Source organism: Streptomyces sp. UC4497 (assembly GCF_054871485.1).
In genome coordinates, this window is the sequence record NZ_JBTYHB010000005.1 from 23,180 (window position 1) to 38,567 (window position 15,388).

Genomic DNA, 15,388 nt, shown 5'->3' on the forward strand with positions numbered 1-15,388 from the left:
TCCCGAGGAGCGCCATGCCCACCTACGACCTCACCGAACTGGCCAAGGAAACCCGCATGGGCGGCCAAGGAACCGAAACGACCACCCGCGAGATCCGCCGCATCGACCTCGCCGACTTCGAGAACCGCAAGGCGGAGATCACCGAGGAGCTGTGGGCCGCCGCCACCGACATCGGCTTCTTCCAGCTGGTGAACCACGGCATCGAACCCGACGCCGTGGACGGCGCGTTCGCCGACGCCGAGGCCTTCTTCGCGCTGCCGGAGGAGACCAAGGCGCGGCACGGCCTGAAGAAGGGGCTCAACTCCGGCTGGGAGTCGATGACCCAGGTGCGTCCTTCGATCGGGACGCCCGACCAGAAGGAGTCGTACCAGCTGACCCGTCCGCACATGGAAGGACTGTGGCCGGACGACGCGCTGCCCGGATTCCGCGAGCGCACCCTCGAATTCGAGGCGCGCTGCCGGGAGTTGGCGATGCGCGTCCTCGGCTCCTTCGCCGACAAGCTGGGCCTGCCGGACGGATTCTTCGCGCGCGCCCACGACCCGGCGAGCCCGCAGTACCAGTCGACGCTGCGGATGCTGCACTACTTCGCCGTGCCCGAGGACGCCGTGATCCCCGAGAACGTGTGGCGGGCCGGGGCGCACACCGACTTCGACTGCCTGACGCTGCTGTTCCAGCGGGACGGGCAGGGCGGATTGCAGGTGTGTCCGGGCAAGGAGGCCGAGGCGCAGGAGTGGACGCCGGTCGAGCCGGCGGACTCCGTGATCACCTGCAACATCGGGGACATGCTGATGCGGTGGAGCGACGACCGGCTCCCGTCGAACTTCCACCGGGTCAGGTCGCCGGGCCCGGACGACGACCGGTCGGCCCGTCACAGCATCGCGTTCTTCGCGCAGGCCGACCGCGACGTGGTGATCGAGGGTCCGGAGGGCCGCTACCCGCCGATCACCGCGGCCGACTACATCCAGCAGCGGATCGCTGCCAACTTCGCCCGATAGTCAGGTGGTTGACGTGACGATGCCTGCGAAGGGCGGACAGCGGGCCGGTTTCGGGCGGCTCGCGGTGCTGGGGCTCCAGCACGTGCTCGTGATGTACACGGGGTGTGTGACCGTGCCGCTGGTATTCGGCGCCGCAGCGGGCCTCGACGCCGCGACGATCGCCGTACTGATCAACGCCGATCTGCTCGTCGCGGGCGTCGTCACGATGATTCAGGGCGCCGGTGTCGGCCGGTTCCTCGGCGTGCGGATGCCGGTGATGGCGGGGGCGGCGTTCACCGCGGTGACGCCGATGATTCTGATCGCCGGGGAGTACGGCCTGCAGGCGGTGTACGGGTCGATGCTCGCGGCCGGTGTGTTCGGGCTGCTGATCGCCTACCCGTTCGCGAAGGCGGTCCGCTTCTTTCCGCCACTGGTGAGCGGCGTGGTGATCACGGTGGTGGGGCTCGCGCTGATCGGCGTGGGCGTGAACCTGGTCGTCGGGAACGATCCGAAGGCCGCCGACCACGCGGCGCCCTCGCGGCTGGCGCTCGCCGCGTTCGTCGTCATCGTGATCCTGCTGGTGGCTCGGTTCGGGCGCGGGTTCCTCGCCCAAACCGGCGTGCTGCTGGGCCTGTTGGCGGGGACGGCGGTCGCCGTGCCGCTCGGCCTGGTCGACTTCTCGGCGGCGCGGACCGCGGACTGGATCGGGGTCAGCGCCCCCTTCCACTTCGGGGCTCCGGAGTTCCCCGCGGTCGCCGTGCTGTCGATGTGCGTGGTGATGCTGGTCCTGTTCGCCGAGTCGACGGCCGATCTGATCGCGGTCGCGGAGCTGACCGGGAAGCGGCTGACCACCGCCGACATGGCACGCGGGCTGGCCGCGGACGGGCTCTCCGGGGTGCTGGGCGGCGTCATGAACGCGTTCCTGGACACGGTGTTCGCGCAGAACGTGGGCCTGGTGACGATGACGAAGGTGCGCAGCCGGCACGTCGCGACGGTCGCCGGCGGCATCCTCGTGGTCCTCGGTCTGGTGCCCAAACTCGGCGCGCTGGTCGCCGGGTTGCCGCAGCCGGTGGTCGGCGCGGCGGGGCTCGTGATGTTCGCGACGGTCGCCGCGGTCGGCATCAACACGCTCCGCAAGGTCGAGTTCGACGGCACGCACAACCTGCTGATCGTCGCGGTGTCGATCGGCGTCGGCATGGCGCCCGAGGTGGCACCCGATCTGTACTCGCGTTTCCCGGAGGGCGTCGGCATCGTCCTCGGCTCACCGGTGACGAGCGCGACGCTGCTGGCGTTCGGCCTGAACCTGGCGTTCAACGGCGGGAGTTCAGGGCACGTGGCCGCGCCCGAGCGAGCGCCGGAGGTGCGGCGTGAGGCGGCGGCCGGGAGCCCTTAGCGGCCGCTTCAGGAGGGTTCCACCGCCACCCGGATCGTGCGCAGTTCCGGGTCCGCCGGATCGGGGACGTTGATGCCCGCCGTGAGGCCCGTACGCAGATAGGTGAGCACCGGTTCGGTGAGCCGCTCCCCCGGCAGCACCGTCGGGATGCCCGGCGGGTACGGGGTGGCCATCTCGGCGGCGACGCGTCCGGCCGCGCGTTCCAGCGGTACCTCCTCGATCGGCCCGAAGTACGCGTCGCGCGGCAACATCGCCTGTTCCAGGCGGAGTTCGGACGGCTTCGGTACGGCGACGGTGGGCGCGCCGCTCAGCTCGGCGCGGTGTTCGGCGACGTCCCGCAGGCCGTCGAGGAGGGCCCCGAGCGTCGCCGGGGAGTCCGCGAAGGTGAGCTGGGCGCCGACCCTGCGGTGGTCGGCGATGTGCACGTCGAGGGCGCGGTGGGAGCGCAGCCAGTCGGCGACGCGGTAGCCGCTCGTGTCGAGGTCGGCGACGTCGATGAGGACGGGCAGCGGGTCGAGGTCGCGGGCGAGGCCGGCGCCGGTGAGTTCGTCGCGGCCGTACACGTGCAGGCCGTCGATCGCGTCGATGCTCTGCCGTGCCTCCGTCGCGAGGTCGAGGGCGTCGCCCAGGAGTTCGCGGCCGTGCAGCCGCATCTGGCGCCGCCAGCCGTCGAGGCCCGCGTAGATGAGGACGGAGGGACTGGTGGTGCCGAGCAGATCGGCGCGGGAGGCGAGCGTCTCCCGGTCGATGAGGTCGCCGCGCAGATGGAACACCGAGCCCTGCTCCAGGCCGCTGCCCATCTTGTGGATGCTGGTGACACACACGTCGGCGCCCGCGTCCATGGCCCACTTGGGCAGGTCGGGGTGGAACGGCAGGTGCGCGCCCCACGCCTCGTCGACGATCAGCGGCCTGCCGCGCGCGTGGCAGACCTCGGCGAGCCGCTCCAGGTCGGCGCAGGTCCCGTACGGGGTCGGGCTGGTGATCAGCGCTCCGCGCGCGTCCGGGTGGCGCTCGAAGGCCTCCTCGTACGCCTGCGGGGAGGGCGGATGCGCGAGGCCCCGCTCGGCGTCCCACTGCGGTTCGACCCACACGGGGTCGATACCGCACAGGATCAGCCCGCTCACCACGGACTTGTGGGCGTCACGCCCGATGAGCAGCTGCTCGTGGGGCCCGGCGACGGCCAGCATGGCGGCCTTGACCGACAGGGAGCTGCCGCACGTGGTGAAGAACGTGTGGTCGGCGTGGACCGCGTCGGCCATCAGCTCCTCGGCGCGCCGCAGCACCCGGCCGCGCATCCGGCGGTCGTCCAGGCCGCCGTTCGCGAGGACGTCCGAGTGGAAGGCGTCGCCGAGCACTCTCCTGGCCTGCTCGTCGGCGCCGCGCGCCTGCTTGTGACCGGGTGGCGTGAAGGCGAGCCTGCCGTGCGCGTGGTACGAGTCGAGGGCTTCGAGGACGGGGGCGGCGGTGTGATCCATGGGGGCCGGGTACCGGGTACCGGGCCTGTTCATGCCACCTGCGCCTGCCGGATCACTCCGCCCACGCCCCGGGCTCCCGCTCCGGCACCGCGAAGTCGGCGCACACCCCGTAGTGATCACTGACCTGCACCCCGTCGATCGGTTCGACGAGGAACCGCTCGCACGCCTCGACCCGCAGGGTCGGCCCGTGCCGTCCGCAGCGCGCCAGCACATGGTCGATGCGGCGCCCCGCCTCCAGCGGCATGTCCCCCGCCCGCACCAGCGGATTGTCCGGGCTGAAGGTGTGTCCCGGCGCGTCGCCGTGCCGGGCCTCCCACGCGTCCTGGTAGCAGACGCTCGCCCCGCCCAGGGACTGCAGGCCGCGCCAGAACCGCAGGCTCGCGGCGTCGGGCCCCGCGTCGAAGTCGCCGAGGACGACGACGTGCCGCAGCCGCCCGGCCCCCTCGGCGAGCATCCGCTCCGCCAGGAGGGCCGCGGCCCGCGCCTGCCGCTCCCGCTCGGCCTCGAAGCCGTAGGGCCAGCTGGGTTTGTGGTGGACGACGAGGACGCTGCCGAGGGGCTCCTCGTACGCGACCTCGGCCGCCACCACCCCGCACCACGGCGTACCCGTCGTACGCTCCGTCACCTGCAGCGGATCGGTGCGCACGCGGCCGAGCGGCGCGCGGACGGCGAGCAGCGCGCCGACGCCGTCCGGGCCGCTGCGCGGGTGCGGGACGACCCGCCAGCCGTCGGCCTCGAGCCGTCGCACGTCGTCCCGCACCACTTCTTGCAGGGCCAGCACGTCGGGCGCCGCGTCGGCGAGTGCGGCGTCGAGGACACGGCGGCGCGCGGGGCCGTCCGCGTACTCGGGGGCGAGGACGTTCATGGTCAGCGCGCGCAGGCGCGATGTCGCGGTCATCGGAGCTCCTTGTACGGGACACCGGGCCGGGTACCCGGATTCCGGGCGTGAGCAGCCCCTTCGAGGGGACTCGGGAGACACGGACGCCCCCTGGCGCCGAGCGCGAGTTGAGGGAGCACCATGACCCACCCCAAGCATCCCGGACACGACGAGGACGGGCCCGCCGAGACCGCGGCGACGAGTGAGCCTGGCCCGCAGGACCCGACGGACCTTCCGGCCCGCTCCTGGTGGGCGGTGCTGCGCCGCACCGGGAAGGAGTTCCTCGACGACGACCTGCCCGACCGGGCCGCCGCGCTGACGTACTACGGCGTCCTCTCGATCTTTCCCGCGCTGCTCGTCCTGGTGTCCCTCCTCGGCGTGATCGGCGAGCGGGCGACGACGGGCGTCCTGGACAACCTGCGCAATCTCACACCGGGCCCGGTGCGCGATCTGCTGGGCGACGCCGTGCGGCAGTTGCAGGACAGCGGCGGGGCCAGCGGCGCGGTCGCGATCCTGAGCCTCCTGGTCGCGGTCTGGTCGGCCTCCCGCTATGTCGCCGCGTTCATCCGCACCGCGAACGCCGTCTACGACACGGAGGAGGGCCGCCCGGTCTGGAAGCTGACACCGCTGACCGTCGCGCTGACCGTCGTGCTGATGGTGCTGCTCGCGATGAGCTCGATCATCATCGTGTTCACCGGGCCGCTCGCCAAGCGCGCGGGCGACGCGCTCGGGGCGGGCGACGCGGCGCTCATGACGTGGAACATCGCGAAGTGGCCGGTGCTGCTCGCGCTGGTCGTCCTGATGGTGGCGCTGCTGTTCTGGCGCGCGCCCAACGTCCGTGGCCCCGGCTTCCGTTGGCTGAGCCCCGGCAGCCTGCTCGCGGTGCTGCTGTGGCTGGCGGCCTCGGGCGGCTTCGCGCTGTACGTGGCCTGGTTCGGCTCGTACAACAAGACGTACGGCACGCTGGCCGGCGCCATCATCTTCCTGGTCTGGCTGTGGCTGTCGAACCTGGCGCTGCTGCTCGGCCTGGAATTCGACGCGGAGCTGGCCCGGGAGCGCGCCATCGGCAGCGGCCACCCCGAGGACGAGGAGCCGTACGTGGAGCCGCGCGACACCCGCAAGTGGCCGGCACGGCTCCGCCGCAAGGCAGCCCCCGGCGGCCGACCGGCGTAACGCCCGCGGCGCCGCCGCTCAGCCGTGGATCGCCCCCTCGCCGGCGCGCAGCGGCTGTCCGCTCCCGCCGCGCCGTGCCGCGACGATCTCCGCGCCGATCGACACGGCGGTCTCCTCCGGTGTACGGCCGCCGATGTCGAGCCCTATCGGGGAGTGCAGGCGCTCCAACTCGGCTTCGCCCAGACCGACTTCGCGCAGCTTCTCCATCCGGTCGTCGTGCGTGCGCCGCGAGCCCATCGCCCCGACGTACGCGACCGGAAGCCGCAACGCGACCTCCAGCAGCGGCACATCGAACTTCGCATCGTGCGTCAGCACACACAGCACCGTGCGTTCGTCGGTTTCGGTCGAGCGGAGGTAGCGGTCCGGCCACTCCACGACCACCTCGTCCGCCTCCGGGAAGCGGGCCCGCGTGGCGAAGACGCCGCGCGCGTCGCACAGGGTGACGTGGAAGCCGAGCAGCTTGCCGACCTTGACCAGCGCGCCCGCGAAGTCCACCGCGCCGAACACGATCATCCGCGCGGGCGGCACGCTCGACTCGACGAACAGGGTGACGTCGCCGTCGCAGCGCGCCTTGCTCTCCGGCACCTCGCACAGCCCGGTGCGGCCGAGGTCGAGGTAGGCGCGGGTCTGCGCCGCGAGCCCCGAGTCGTCGCCTTCCGTGAGCCGCCCCTCGTGCGAGCCGTCGGGGTGGACCATCAACAGGCCCCCGGTGGACGCGAGTTCGCCCGGCCCGTCGAGGATGCGGGCCAGCGCCACCGCCTCGCCGCGCGCCGCGACGGCGAGCGCGGAGACCACCGTCGCCCGGGACGGCGAGTCGAGCCGCACCGGTTCGACGTGCACCTCGACCTCGCCGCCGCAGGTCAGACCCACGGCGAACGCGTCGTCGTCGCTGTAGCCGAACCGCTCGCGGGCCGGCGTACCGTCCGCGAGCGCCTGGACACACAGTTCGTACACCGCGCCCTCGACGCAGCCGCCGGAGACCGAGCCGATGACCTCGCCCGCCGAGTCGACGGCGAGGGCCGCGCCGGGCGGCCGGGGCGCGCTGCCGCTCACCGAGACGACGGTGGCGACAGCGAACTCCCGGCCCTGCGCGGCCCATTCGCTCAGCTCGGCGGCGAGGTCAAGCATTGCGCTCCGCCTCGGCGAGCAGCACCCGGTCGGGCCGCAGCGGCAGATCGCGGTGGCGCACCCCGGTCGCGTGCCACACGGCGTTGCCGATCGCGGCGGCCGTGCCGACGATGCCGATCTCGCCGACGCCCTTGATGCCGACGGGGTCGTCCGGGTCGGTGTCGTCGACCCAGTGCGCCTCGATGACCGGCACGTCCGCGTTGGCGGCGACGTGGTAGCCCGCGAAGTCGGCGCCGACGTGCCCGCCGTCCGCCGCGTCCCGCACGGCCTCCTCGTGCAGGGCCATGGAGATGCCCCACGTCATGCCGCCCACCAACTGGCTGCGCGCGGTGAGGGGGTTGATGATGCGGCCCGCGGAGAAGACGCCGAGGAGGCGGCGCACGCGGACCTCGCCGCTCGCCACGTCCACGGCGACCTCGGCGAACTGCGCGCCGTAGGAGTAGCGCTCCTTCTGCGCGAGGGCGCCGACCAGTTCGGTGGTGTCGGTGCGGACCGTGAGGCCCTCGGTCGGAATGGGGGCGGTCGGGGACAGCCGGTCGCGCAGTTCGCGGCTGGCCGCCATCACGGCCCAGCCCCAGGAGCGGGTGCCCATGGAGCCGCCCGAGAGCCACGCCTGCCCGAAGTCGCTGTCGGCGATCCGCACCCGCACCAGGCCCTGGTCGACGCCGAGTTCGTCGGCGGCGATCTGGGTCAGCGCGGTACGGGCGCCTGTGCCGACGTCCGCCGCCGTGATCCGGACCGTGAACGTACCGTCGTGCTCGGCGGTGACGGACGCCGTGGACGGGGCGACACCGGACGGGAAGGAGCAGGCGGCCACGCCCGTGCCGAGGAGCCAGCGGCCCTCGCGGCGCACGCGCGGTCGCGGGTCGCGGCCCGCCCAGCCGAAGCGGCGCGCGCCCTCCTCGTAGCAGCCGAGGAGATTGCGGCTGCTGAAGGGCAGCCCGGAGACCGGACCGACCTCGGGCTCGTTGCGCACGCGCAGTTCGACCGGGTCCATGCCGAGCTTCTCGGCGAGCTCGTCGAGCGCCGACTCCACGGCGTACGAGCCGGGGGCCTCGCCGGGCGCCCGGACGAACCCCGGGGTCGGCAGGTCCACGGGCACCACACGGTTCACCGAGTAGTGCGCATCGGACGCGTACATCACGCGCCCGTATCCGGCGCTCGCCTCGACGAACTCGCGGATGTTCGACGTCAGCGACTGCGCGTCGTGCCCGAACGCGCGCAGCCGTCCGTCGGCGTCGGCGCCGAGCCGCATTCGCTGGGTGGTGGGGCTGCGGTAGGTGGTGATCGCGAAGACCTGGCGACGCGTCAGGGCGAGCCGGACGGGGCGCTGGAGTTCGGTCGCGGCCATCACGGCGGCGATGTGATGCGCCGCCACGAGCTTGCCGCCGAAGGCGCCGCCGACGTGTTCCGAGCGCACACGCACGGCGGACGGGTCGAGCGAGAAGGTCTGCGCGAGCTGGTCGGCGACTGCCTTGCTGCCCTGGTTGGCGTCGTACACCTCCAGGCGCCCGTCCTCCCAGCGCACGGTCACCGCGTGCGGCTCCATGGCCGTGTGGTGCGCCTCAGGGGTGGTGTAGCGCTCGTCCACCACGGCGGCGGACGCGGCGAGTTCGGCCTCCAGGTCGCCCTTGGTCGCCTCCGAGCCCTCGGGCGCGTAGGTGCCGGGCCGGTCGGCCTCGAAGGCGATGTCGTGCGGCTCGGTGTCGTACTCGACGACGAGCGCCTCCGCGGCCTCCCTGGCCTGCTCGGAGGTCTCGGCGACGACGAGCGCGACGGGCCAGCCCGCGTGCTTCACCTTGTCGTCCTGGAAGACGTGGAGGATGCCGTCCGGCGGACCCATCAGGGTGAGGTAGTCGGTGTTGATGCGGGGCGCGTTGCCGTGGTGCATGACGGCCAGCACGCCGGGCATGGCGCGCACGGCCTCCTCACCGACCGAGCGGACCCGGCCGCGCGCCACGGTGGACAGCACGAGCCAGCCGTGCGCGAGATCGGTGAACGGGAACTCGCCCGCGTACCGGGCGGCCCCCGTGACCTTCTCGCGGCCCTCGATCCGGCTGCGCCCGACACCCACCGAGCCCGATTTGGTCGTGCCGGCCGCTGTGGTGGTGGTCGTCATCGGGTGGCCTCCGAGGCGAGTTCGGTGAGCAGCGCAACGATCAGATTGCGCATCAGGGGCACCTTGTACCTGCTGTCGGGCAGCGGCTTCGCCGCCGCGAGTTCGGCGTCGGCGGCGGCCGCGAACGTCGCACCCTCGGCGGGCTGCCCGATCAGCGCCGCCTCCGCGGCACGGGCCCGCCACGGCCGCGAGGCGACCGCGCCGAGCGCGATCCGCGCGTCCCGTACGACGCCGTCCTGTACGTCGACGGCGGCGGCCACGGAGCCGATCGCGAAAGCGTACGAGGCGCGCTCGCGGACCTTGCGGTACACCGAGTTCGCCGCGACGGGCGCGGGCGGCAGGGTGACGGCGGTGATGAGCGCACCGGCCGGGAGCCCGGTCTCCAGGTGCGGGGTGTCACCGACGGGCCGGTAGAAGTCGGCCAGCGCCAACTCGCCCTTGCCCTCGGCGGTTTCGTACTCGACGACGGCGTCGAACGCGGCGAGCGCGACACCCATGTCGGACGGGTGCACGGCCACGCAGTGCTCGCTCGCGCCGAGGATGGCGTGATTGCGGTGCTCGCCCTCGACGGCCGGGCAACCACTGCCGGGCTCCCGCTTGTTGCACGGCTTGCTGACGTCGGTGAAGTAGCCGCAGCGGGTGCGCTGCAGCAGATTGCCGCCGACGGTGGCCATGTTGCGCAGCTGCCCGGAGGCCCCGGCGAGCACGGCCTGCGTCAACGCCGGGTAGCGGCGCCGCACTTCGGGGTGGGCGGCGAGGTCGCTGTTGGTGACGGTGGCCCCGATGCGCAGCCCACCGTCTTCGGTCAACTCGACGCTGTCGAGCGGCAGTTCCCGTACGTCGACGAGGCGTGCGGGCCGCTCGACGCCGATCTTCATCAGGTCGACGAGGTTGGTGCCGCCGCCGAGGAAGCGCGCCTCGGGGTCGGCACCGAGCACCGCCACCGCGCCCGACACATCGGACGCCCGCTCGTATCCGAACTCCCTCACGCCACGGTCTCCTTCGCGTCGTCGGCGGAGTGCGCGGCCGCGTGGGCGACCGCTTGCACGATCGACACGTAGGCGCCGCAGCGGCACAGGTTTCCGCTCATGCGCTCCCTGATCTCCTCCGGGGTCAGCGGCTGCGGCCCGGCCTCGGGCCGCACGTCGCCGGTGGCCGCGGACGGCCAGCCCGCGGCGTGCTCCTCGATGACGGCGAGGGCCGAACAGATCTGGCCGGGCGTGCAGTAGCCGCACTGGTAGCCGTCGAGCTCGACGAACGCCTCCTGCACCGGGTGCAGTTCGCCGTCCGGGCCGGCGATGCCCTCGATGGTGGTGATCTCGCGGTCCTCGGCGGCGACCGCGAGCTGCAGACAGGCGACGGTCCTGCGCCCGTCGACGAGCACCGTGCAGGCGCCGCACTGCCCCTGGTCGCAGCCCTTCTTCGTGCCGGTCAGATCGAGCCGCTCGCGCAGGGCGTCGAGCAGCGTGGTGCGGTGGTCGACGGGCAGCGTGTGCTTCTCCCCGTTGATGTTCAAGGTGACGACGCTGGACGTAGCGGACACGGTCGTGCCGCCGGTGTCAGCTGGGGGCATGTGTGCAGCCTTCTTTCGCGTGTCTGGTGCGTGGAGAATCGGCGCTGTACGCAGGGTGGAACGCGGACCGGGCATGGATGCGGTCCGGCGCCCGTACCACTATGGTGTGGACTCCAACCGGACAGCTGTCCGTTCAACGGGACACGAACGTAGTGGACAACTGTCCGCCTAGCAAGGACTATTCCCCGCCACGGCAGAAGGAGGTGAAGTCGCGTGGGCCACGCGAAGAAGTCGGCCGCGCTGCGCTCGGACGCGCAGCGCAATCGCGACCGCATCCTCGAGGTGGCCCTGGCCGAGCTGACACGCTCCGCGGACACGCCGTTGAGCGCGATCGCGAAGAAGGCGGGCGTCGGGCAGGGCACGTTCTACCGCAACTTCCCCAGCCGTGAGGCGCTCGTCCTCGAGGTGTACCGCTACGAGGTGGAGCAGGTCGCCGACGCGGCCTGCGAGTTGCTGTGCGGACGACCGCCGGAGCTGGCGCTGCGCGAGTGGATGGACCGCCTCGCCCAGTACGCGATGGCCAAGGCGGGCCTCGCGGACGCCCTCCGCGAGGCGACCAGCGCGCGCGGCACGATGAAACAACTCGCGCACGCCCCACTGACCGAGGCGGTCACGCACCTCCTGGACGCGAACGAAAAGGCGGGCACGATCCGCCCCGACGTCACCCCGGACGACTTCATGCTGGCCATCGCGGGCTTGTGGCTGATCGACCCACGAGGCGACTGGCAAACACGGGCGGGACGCCTGCTGGACCTGGTGATGGACGGACTGCGGGCGGGTGCGCCAGGCGCGTCGGGCCCTGGCGGCACATCCAGCCCCGCCGGCGTTTGAGGCGCGGGGTCCGGGGCGGAGCCCCGATCTTTTCAGCCCCGCCGGCGATTGAGGCGCGGGGCCCGGGGCGGAGCCCCGCGACCGGAGGACGGTCGACCGTGCACGAGGACCCGGTGACTCAGGAACGCTTCCGCGGCTTGCCACCCTTCGCGTTCTTCGCCGGCTTATTGGCGCTCCGCTTCGACTGCGGCTTCCCGTCCTGCCGAATCCGCCCCGGCTTCACGAACGGCTTCTTCCCCGGCTGCCGCTTCTTCTCGGCCGCCTTCTTCTCGGGCTCCGCCTGCGTACGCCCCCGCGAACTGTTCACCGTGCGGCCACGCACGATGCCGATGAAGTCCTCGACGTGATCCGTGGTGCGCTCCTCGGGCCACGCGAGCACCACGCTCGACTCCGGCGCGTCGGTGACCGTGCGGTACGTGAGGTCGCGGCGGTGGTGCAGACGGGCGAGCGACATGGGAACGACGAGCAGACCCACACCCGCCGCGACCAGCTCGATCGCGTCGGCCGTGGTGGCGGGCCGCTCGAAGGCGGGCTGCCCCGGCGGCCGCTCCCAACCGAGCACGTCGTCGAGCGGATGCTGGACGATCTCGTCGTCGAGGTCGGCGAGCGTGACCTCGTCCGCGGCGGTCACGAGGTGGTCCTTCGGGGCCACGACCACGGTCTTCTCGGTGTAGAGCGGGATCGCGCTGAAGTACGTACGGTCCACGGGCGGCCGCACGAGGCCCGCGTCGGCGTCCCCGCGGCGCAGCACGTCGGGCACCTCGGCCGCGGTCACCTGCACCAGGTCGAGCGGCACGTCGGGCAGACGCTCACGCCAGATCCGCACCCACTTGGCGGGGGTGGCCCCGGGAACGTAGGCCAGGCGGAAGCGGGGGCCTGAGGGCGGTGCGGGGGTCTCTTGCGTGCCGGTCACGGGGCCAAGGCTACCCGCCGTGGTCGGCGGGCCCCGTCGCGATCGATACCCTTGACCTCATGAGTTCGCACCAGAGCACCCAGACCATGAAGCCCGCGACCGCGGCGAAGAAGCTGGGTGTGTTCCTCGACGCCACGCCCGCCGAGTTCCAGGAGGGCGTCGTCACGCGCGCCGAGCTGACCGCCCTGCAGGCCGAGCCGCCGCAGTGGCTCGTCGACCTGCGCGCGAACGGGCCGCACCCGCGCCCCGTGGTGGCGCAGAAGCTCGGCGTCTCCATCTCGGGGCTCGCCCGCGGCGGCGTCACGGAGGCGCTGACCACGGAGCAGATCGACGCGATCAAGACCGAGAACCCCGAGTGGCTGCAGGCGGAGCGGGCCACGCAGGCGGATGTCCGCAAGGAGAACGTGCGCGTGAAGAAGCTGCACGCGGAGCAGGCGGAGAAGCGGGCTCAGCGCGAGGCGTGATCGGGTGGGGCGTTGAGGTCACCGGGTGGCCTGCGCCCCACCGCACGGGGCTCCGCCCCGGACCCCGCGCCTCAATCGCCGGCGGGGCTTGAAAGATCGGGGCTCTGCCCCGGACCCCGCTGCTCAATCGCCGCAGGGGCTTAAATTGCCCCGGCCTCGATCGTCGCAAGGGCTTGAATCGGCCCCCGTTCCCCGCAGCGGCCGGGCCCTGATGACGACCAGCGCCCCCGCCACCACCAACGCCCCACACACCACCCCGCTCGCCCCGCCCCAACCCCCCACCCCGACAAGCGGCGCCGCCACCCCCGCTCCGAGGGCTCCCGCCAGGAAGTACAGGAGCAGGTAGACGCCGCTGAGGCTGCCGCTGCGGTGCGGGTCGATGGACATGACGCGGGTCTGGTTGGCGGCCTGGGCCGTGAAGCAGCCCGCGTCGACCAGGGCGAGGCCCGCCCCCGTCACCACGGGCCGGTCGAGCCCCGTGCACAGCAGCGCCGCACCGACGGACGCGACCACCATGCTCCCGGCGATCACCGCCCGCGGCGAGTACCGGTCCCCCAGCCGCCCGGCCACGGGCAGCGCCGCGAACCCGAGCGCCCCGGCCAGGCTGTACAGGCCGATGTGCGCGGCGTCGAGCCCGTACGGCGGCTGCGCGAGCCGCACCGTGAGCGCGACCCAGACGAGGCTGAAGGCCAGGTACCAGAGGCTGCCGCTCAGCACCGCGAGCCGCAGCGCACGGTGCCGGCGCAGCAGTCCGGGCAGCGCGGCGACGGTGCCGAGGTACCCGCCGCTGCCGGCGCCCTCGGGCCGCTCCCCCGGCAGCCGCACCCACGCGGTCGCCCCGCAGACCACCACGAGCCCCGCGAACGCGAGCAGCATCCCCCGCCAGCCGAGCGCGTCCGCGAGCGCCCCGCCGACGAGCCGGCTCAGCAGGATCCCGGCCGACATGCCCGCCGCGACGCCCGCGACGGCCGTCCCGCGCCGCTCCCCCGGCACCCCGCGCCCGGCGATCGTGGACGCCATCGCGCTGACGCTCGCCCCCACGCCCACCATCACGTATGCGAGGAGCAGCAGGCCGAGGCCGGGGGCGCAGGAGGCGAGCAGCAGGCCCGTCGTGAGCAGCGCGAGCTGTCCCGCGACGAGCCGCCGCGGCGCCGCCCGGTCCGCGAGCGGCAGCAGGAAGGCGAATCCGGCGATGCAGCCGCCGAGCGCGGCCGTCGTGACGAGGCCGATGGCGGCGGCCGAGGAGCCGGTGTCGCGGGCGACGTCGCCGAGCGCCGGCTGGATCGCGTAGTTGTTGGCGAGCGCCACTCCGGCGGTGCAGGAGAGCACCGCGACGCCCCCGCGCGGCAGCCTCACGGCGCCTCGCCGCGCACGAGGACCACGGCGTAACGGCAGTCCTGCTGCGTGGAGTTGGCGAAGACGCAGGCCGTGGGCGGGCCCAGTTCGACCGTGTCGCCCGCGTCGAGTTCGTGCACGACGTCGCCCTCGTGGAACGTGAGGTGTCCTTCGAGCACCCAGATGATCTGGCGGTGGAACGCGAACGCCGCGGCCGGGTAGGGGACTTCGGCCCCGGCCGGGAGCCGGATCTCGGCCACCTCCGCGGGGAAACCGGGTCCCGACACCTGCCGTCGCGCGTATCCGGTCTCCGGGTCGTGCCACTGCGGCGCCGCCTCCGCGCGCCGCACCCGCTCCTCGGCCGACCCGGGCCCCGGTTCCGGCTCCGGGTCGAGGAGCGTCGCCACGCTCAGCCGGAACGCCGCCGACAGCTTGCCGAGGATCACGGCGCTCGGGCTGCTCTCGCCGCGCTCGATCCGGTGGATCATCGCCCGTGACACCCCGGACTCCTCGGCCAGCTCCGCGAGGGTCCAACGGCGCCGGTCCCGCTCCGCGCGGATCCGGGCACCGATGCGCTCCACCAGGGGGTCTACGATATTGGACATGGTTCTACGATACGAGACGCGGGCCCCGGCGGTGAAGGTTCGCCCGGCCCACGAGGACGACCTGGACGCCGTCCTCGCCATCCGCAATCACGCCATCGAGCACGGCACGGCGCTGTGGACGGACACGCCGCAGTCCCGCGAGGAGGGCGCGGCCTGGCTGGGCGCGCATCTCGAGCGCGGTTCGGCCTACGTGGCCGAGCTGGGCGGAGAGGTCGTCGGGTTCGGTGTCTACGGGCCCTGGAAGGCGTACTCCGGCTTCCGGCACACCGTGGAGAACTCGGTGTACGTCACCGGCGGCCACCAGGGGGCCGGTATCGGGTCCGCCCTGCTGACGACGCTCGTCGAATCGGCCACCGCCGCGGGCCTGCACATCATGATCGCCGGGATCGAGTCGGGCAACGCGGCCTCGATCCGCCTGCACGAGCGGCACGGTTTCGAGCATGCCGGAACGGTCCGCGAGGTGGGCACCAAATTCGGCCGCTGGCTCGATCTGACCCTCATGCGGCGACAGTTGAGCTGACCGGCCGC

At 72.9% G+C, this 15,388-nt stretch carries 15 protein-coding genes; 6 read left to right on the forward strand and 9 right to left on the reverse strand.

Annotation, left to right across the window (positions count from 1 at the left end):
- Positions 1–14: 14 nt before the first annotated feature.
- Both ACYSUO_RS08990 and ACYSUO_RS08995 read left to right on the forward strand, forming a co-directional pair.
- A complete protein-coding gene (locus ACYSUO_RS08990) occupies positions 15–995 on the forward strand; it encodes an isopenicillin N synthase family dioxygenase (protein ID WP_461775523.1) in 981 nt (326 codons plus the stop codon).
- A gap of 19 nt (positions 996–1,014) precedes the next feature.
- Positions 1,015–2,367 (forward strand): nucleobase:cation symporter-2 family protein, encoded by a 1,353-nt coding sequence (locus ACYSUO_RS08995; protein ID WP_461775789.1) that lies wholly within the window; start codon positions 1,015–1,017, stop codon positions 2,365–2,367.
- An 8-nt stretch (positions 2,368–2,375) separates the two neighbouring features.
- On the opposite strand, the gene ACYSUO_RS09000 is transcribed toward ACYSUO_RS08995, so the two are convergent.
- Positions 2,376–3,842, reverse strand: a complete 1,467-nt coding sequence (locus tag ACYSUO_RS09000; RefSeq protein ID WP_461775524.1) for an aminotransferase class I/II-fold pyridoxal phosphate-dependent enzyme — start codon at positions 3,840–3,842, stop codon at positions 2,376–2,378.
- Positions 3,843–3,894: 52 nt separating this feature from the next.
- Positions 3,895–4,740 carry an endonuclease/exonuclease/phosphatase family protein gene (locus tag ACYSUO_RS09005; RefSeq protein WP_461775525.1) on the reverse strand — a complete coding sequence of 282 codons (846 nt, stop codon included), beginning with the start codon at positions 4,738–4,740 and terminating at the stop codon, positions 3,895–3,897.
- A 120-nt stretch (positions 4,741–4,860) separates the two neighbouring features.
- Between ACYSUO_RS09005 and ACYSUO_RS09010 the strand changes: the two genes are divergently transcribed.
- On the forward strand, positions 4,861–5,892 hold the full coding sequence (locus ACYSUO_RS09010; RefSeq protein ID WP_461775526.1) for a YihY/virulence factor BrkB family protein: 1,032 nt from the start codon (positions 4,861–4,863) through the stop codon (positions 5,890–5,892).
- A gap of 18 nt (positions 5,893–5,910) precedes the next feature.
- On the opposite strand, the gene ACYSUO_RS09015 is transcribed toward ACYSUO_RS09010, so the two are convergent.
- The 4 genes from ACYSUO_RS09015 to ACYSUO_RS09030 are packed head-to-tail and all read right to left on the reverse strand — an operon-like array spanning position 5,911 to position 10,712.
- A complete protein-coding gene (locus ACYSUO_RS09015) occupies positions 5,911–7,020 on the reverse strand; it encodes an XdhC family protein (RefSeq protein ID WP_461775527.1) in 1,110 nt (369 codons plus the stop codon).
- Positions 7,013–9,139, reverse strand: coding sequence for a xanthine dehydrogenase family protein molybdopterin-binding subunit (locus ACYSUO_RS09020; RefSeq protein WP_461775528.1), 2,127 nt, complete (start codon positions 9,137–9,139; stop codon positions 7,013–7,015). The genes ACYSUO_RS09015 and ACYSUO_RS09020 overlap by 8 nt, the downstream gene beginning before the upstream one ends.
- Entirely contained in the window at positions 9,136–10,128 is a 993-nt protein-coding gene (locus tag ACYSUO_RS09025; protein WP_461775529.1) for an FAD binding domain-containing protein, read from the reverse strand. Before ACYSUO_RS09025 ends, ACYSUO_RS09020 begins: the two co-directional genes overlap by 4 nt.
- Entirely contained in the window at positions 10,125–10,712 is a 588-nt protein-coding gene (locus tag ACYSUO_RS09030) for a 2Fe-2S iron-sulfur cluster-binding protein (RefSeq protein WP_266715989.1), read from the reverse strand. Before ACYSUO_RS09030 ends, ACYSUO_RS09025 begins: the two co-directional genes overlap by 4 nt.
- A 213-nt stretch (positions 10,713–10,925) precedes the next feature.
- Here ACYSUO_RS09030 and ACYSUO_RS09035 point away from each other — a divergent pair, with 213 nt between their 5' ends.
- Complete coding sequence (locus ACYSUO_RS09035; protein ID WP_461775530.1) at positions 10,926–11,543, forward strand: TetR/AcrR family transcriptional regulator; 618 nt, start codon at positions 10,926–10,928, stop codon at positions 11,541–11,543.
- A gap of 118 nt (positions 11,544–11,661) precedes the next feature.
- On the opposite strand, the gene ACYSUO_RS09040 is transcribed toward ACYSUO_RS09035, so the two are convergent.
- Positions 11,662–12,456 (reverse strand): LysR family substrate-binding domain-containing protein, encoded by a 795-nt coding sequence (locus tag ACYSUO_RS09040; RefSeq protein WP_461775531.1) that lies wholly within the window; start codon positions 12,454–12,456, stop codon positions 11,662–11,664.
- 59 nt (positions 12,457–12,515) lie between these two features.
- Between ACYSUO_RS09040 and ACYSUO_RS09045 the strand changes: the two genes are divergently transcribed.
- On the forward strand, positions 12,516–12,920 hold the full coding sequence (locus tag ACYSUO_RS09045) for a DUF5997 family protein (protein WP_461775532.1): 405 nt from the start codon (positions 12,516–12,518) through the stop codon (positions 12,918–12,920).
- A gap of 123 nt (positions 12,921–13,043) precedes the next feature.
- Here ACYSUO_RS09045 and ACYSUO_RS09050 read toward each other — a convergent pair whose 3' ends face one another.
- Both ACYSUO_RS09050 and ACYSUO_RS09055 read right to left on the reverse strand, forming a co-directional pair.
- Positions 13,044–14,276, reverse strand: a complete 1,233-nt coding sequence (locus ACYSUO_RS09050) for an MFS transporter (RefSeq protein ID WP_461775533.1) — start codon at positions 14,274–14,276, stop codon at positions 13,044–13,046.
- The gene (locus tag ACYSUO_RS09055; protein WP_461775534.1) at positions 14,273–14,860 is read right to left on the reverse strand and encodes a helix-turn-helix domain-containing protein; all 588 of its coding nucleotides are present in this window, start codon (positions 14,858–14,860) and stop codon (positions 14,273–14,275) included. The genes ACYSUO_RS09050 and ACYSUO_RS09055 overlap by 4 nt, the downstream gene beginning before the upstream one ends.
- Here ACYSUO_RS09055 and ACYSUO_RS09060 point away from each other — a divergent pair.
- Positions 14,859–15,380, forward strand: a complete 522-nt coding sequence (locus tag ACYSUO_RS09060; protein ID WP_461775535.1) for a GNAT family N-acetyltransferase — start codon at positions 14,859–14,861, stop codon at positions 15,378–15,380. The genes ACYSUO_RS09055 and ACYSUO_RS09060 overlap by 2 nt on opposite strands.
- Positions 15,381–15,388 lie beyond the last annotated feature (8 nt).

Bases quoted from the DNA above. Each gene is read 5' to 3' on its own strand.
- ACYSUO_RS08995 (WP_461775789.1), top strand. From the start codon at position 1,015: ATGCCTGCGAAGGGCGGACAGCGGGCCGGTTTCGGGCGGCTCGCGGTG.
- ACYSUO_RS09055 (WP_461775534.1), bottom strand. From the start codon at position 14,860: ATGTCCAATATCGTAGACCCCCTGGTGGAGCGCATCGGTGCCCGGATC.
- ACYSUO_RS08990 (WP_461775523.1), top strand. From the start codon at position 15: ATGCCCACCTACGACCTCACCGAACTGGCCAAGGAAACCCGCATGGGC.
- ACYSUO_RS09030 (WP_266715989.1), bottom strand. From the start codon at position 10,712: ATGCCCCCAGCTGACACCGGCGGCACGACCGTGTCCGCTACGTCCAGC.
- ACYSUO_RS09020 (WP_461775528.1), bottom strand. From the start codon at position 9,139: ATGACGACCACCACCACAGCGGCCGGCACGACCAAATCGGGCTCGGTG.
- ACYSUO_RS09005 (WP_461775525.1), bottom strand. From the start codon at position 4,740: ATGACCGCGACATCGCGCCTGCGCGCGCTGACCATGAACGTCCTCGCC.
- ACYSUO_RS09015 (WP_461775527.1), bottom strand. From the start codon at position 7,020: ATGCTTGACCTCGCCGCCGAGCTGAGCGAATGGGCCGCGCAGGGCCGG.
- ACYSUO_RS09000 (WP_461775524.1), bottom strand. From the start codon at position 3,842: ATGGATCACACCGCCGCCCCCGTCCTCGAAGCCCTCGACTCGTACCAC.
- ACYSUO_RS09060 (WP_461775535.1), top strand. From the start codon at position 14,859: ATGGTTCTACGATACGAGACGCGGGCCCCGGCGGTGAAGGTTCGCCCG.
- ACYSUO_RS09010 (WP_461775526.1), top strand. From the start codon at position 4,861: ATGACCCACCCCAAGCATCCCGGACACGACGAGGACGGGCCCGCCGAG.
- ACYSUO_RS09045 (WP_461775532.1), top strand. From the start codon at position 12,516: ATGAGTTCGCACCAGAGCACCCAGACCATGAAGCCCGCGACCGCGGCG.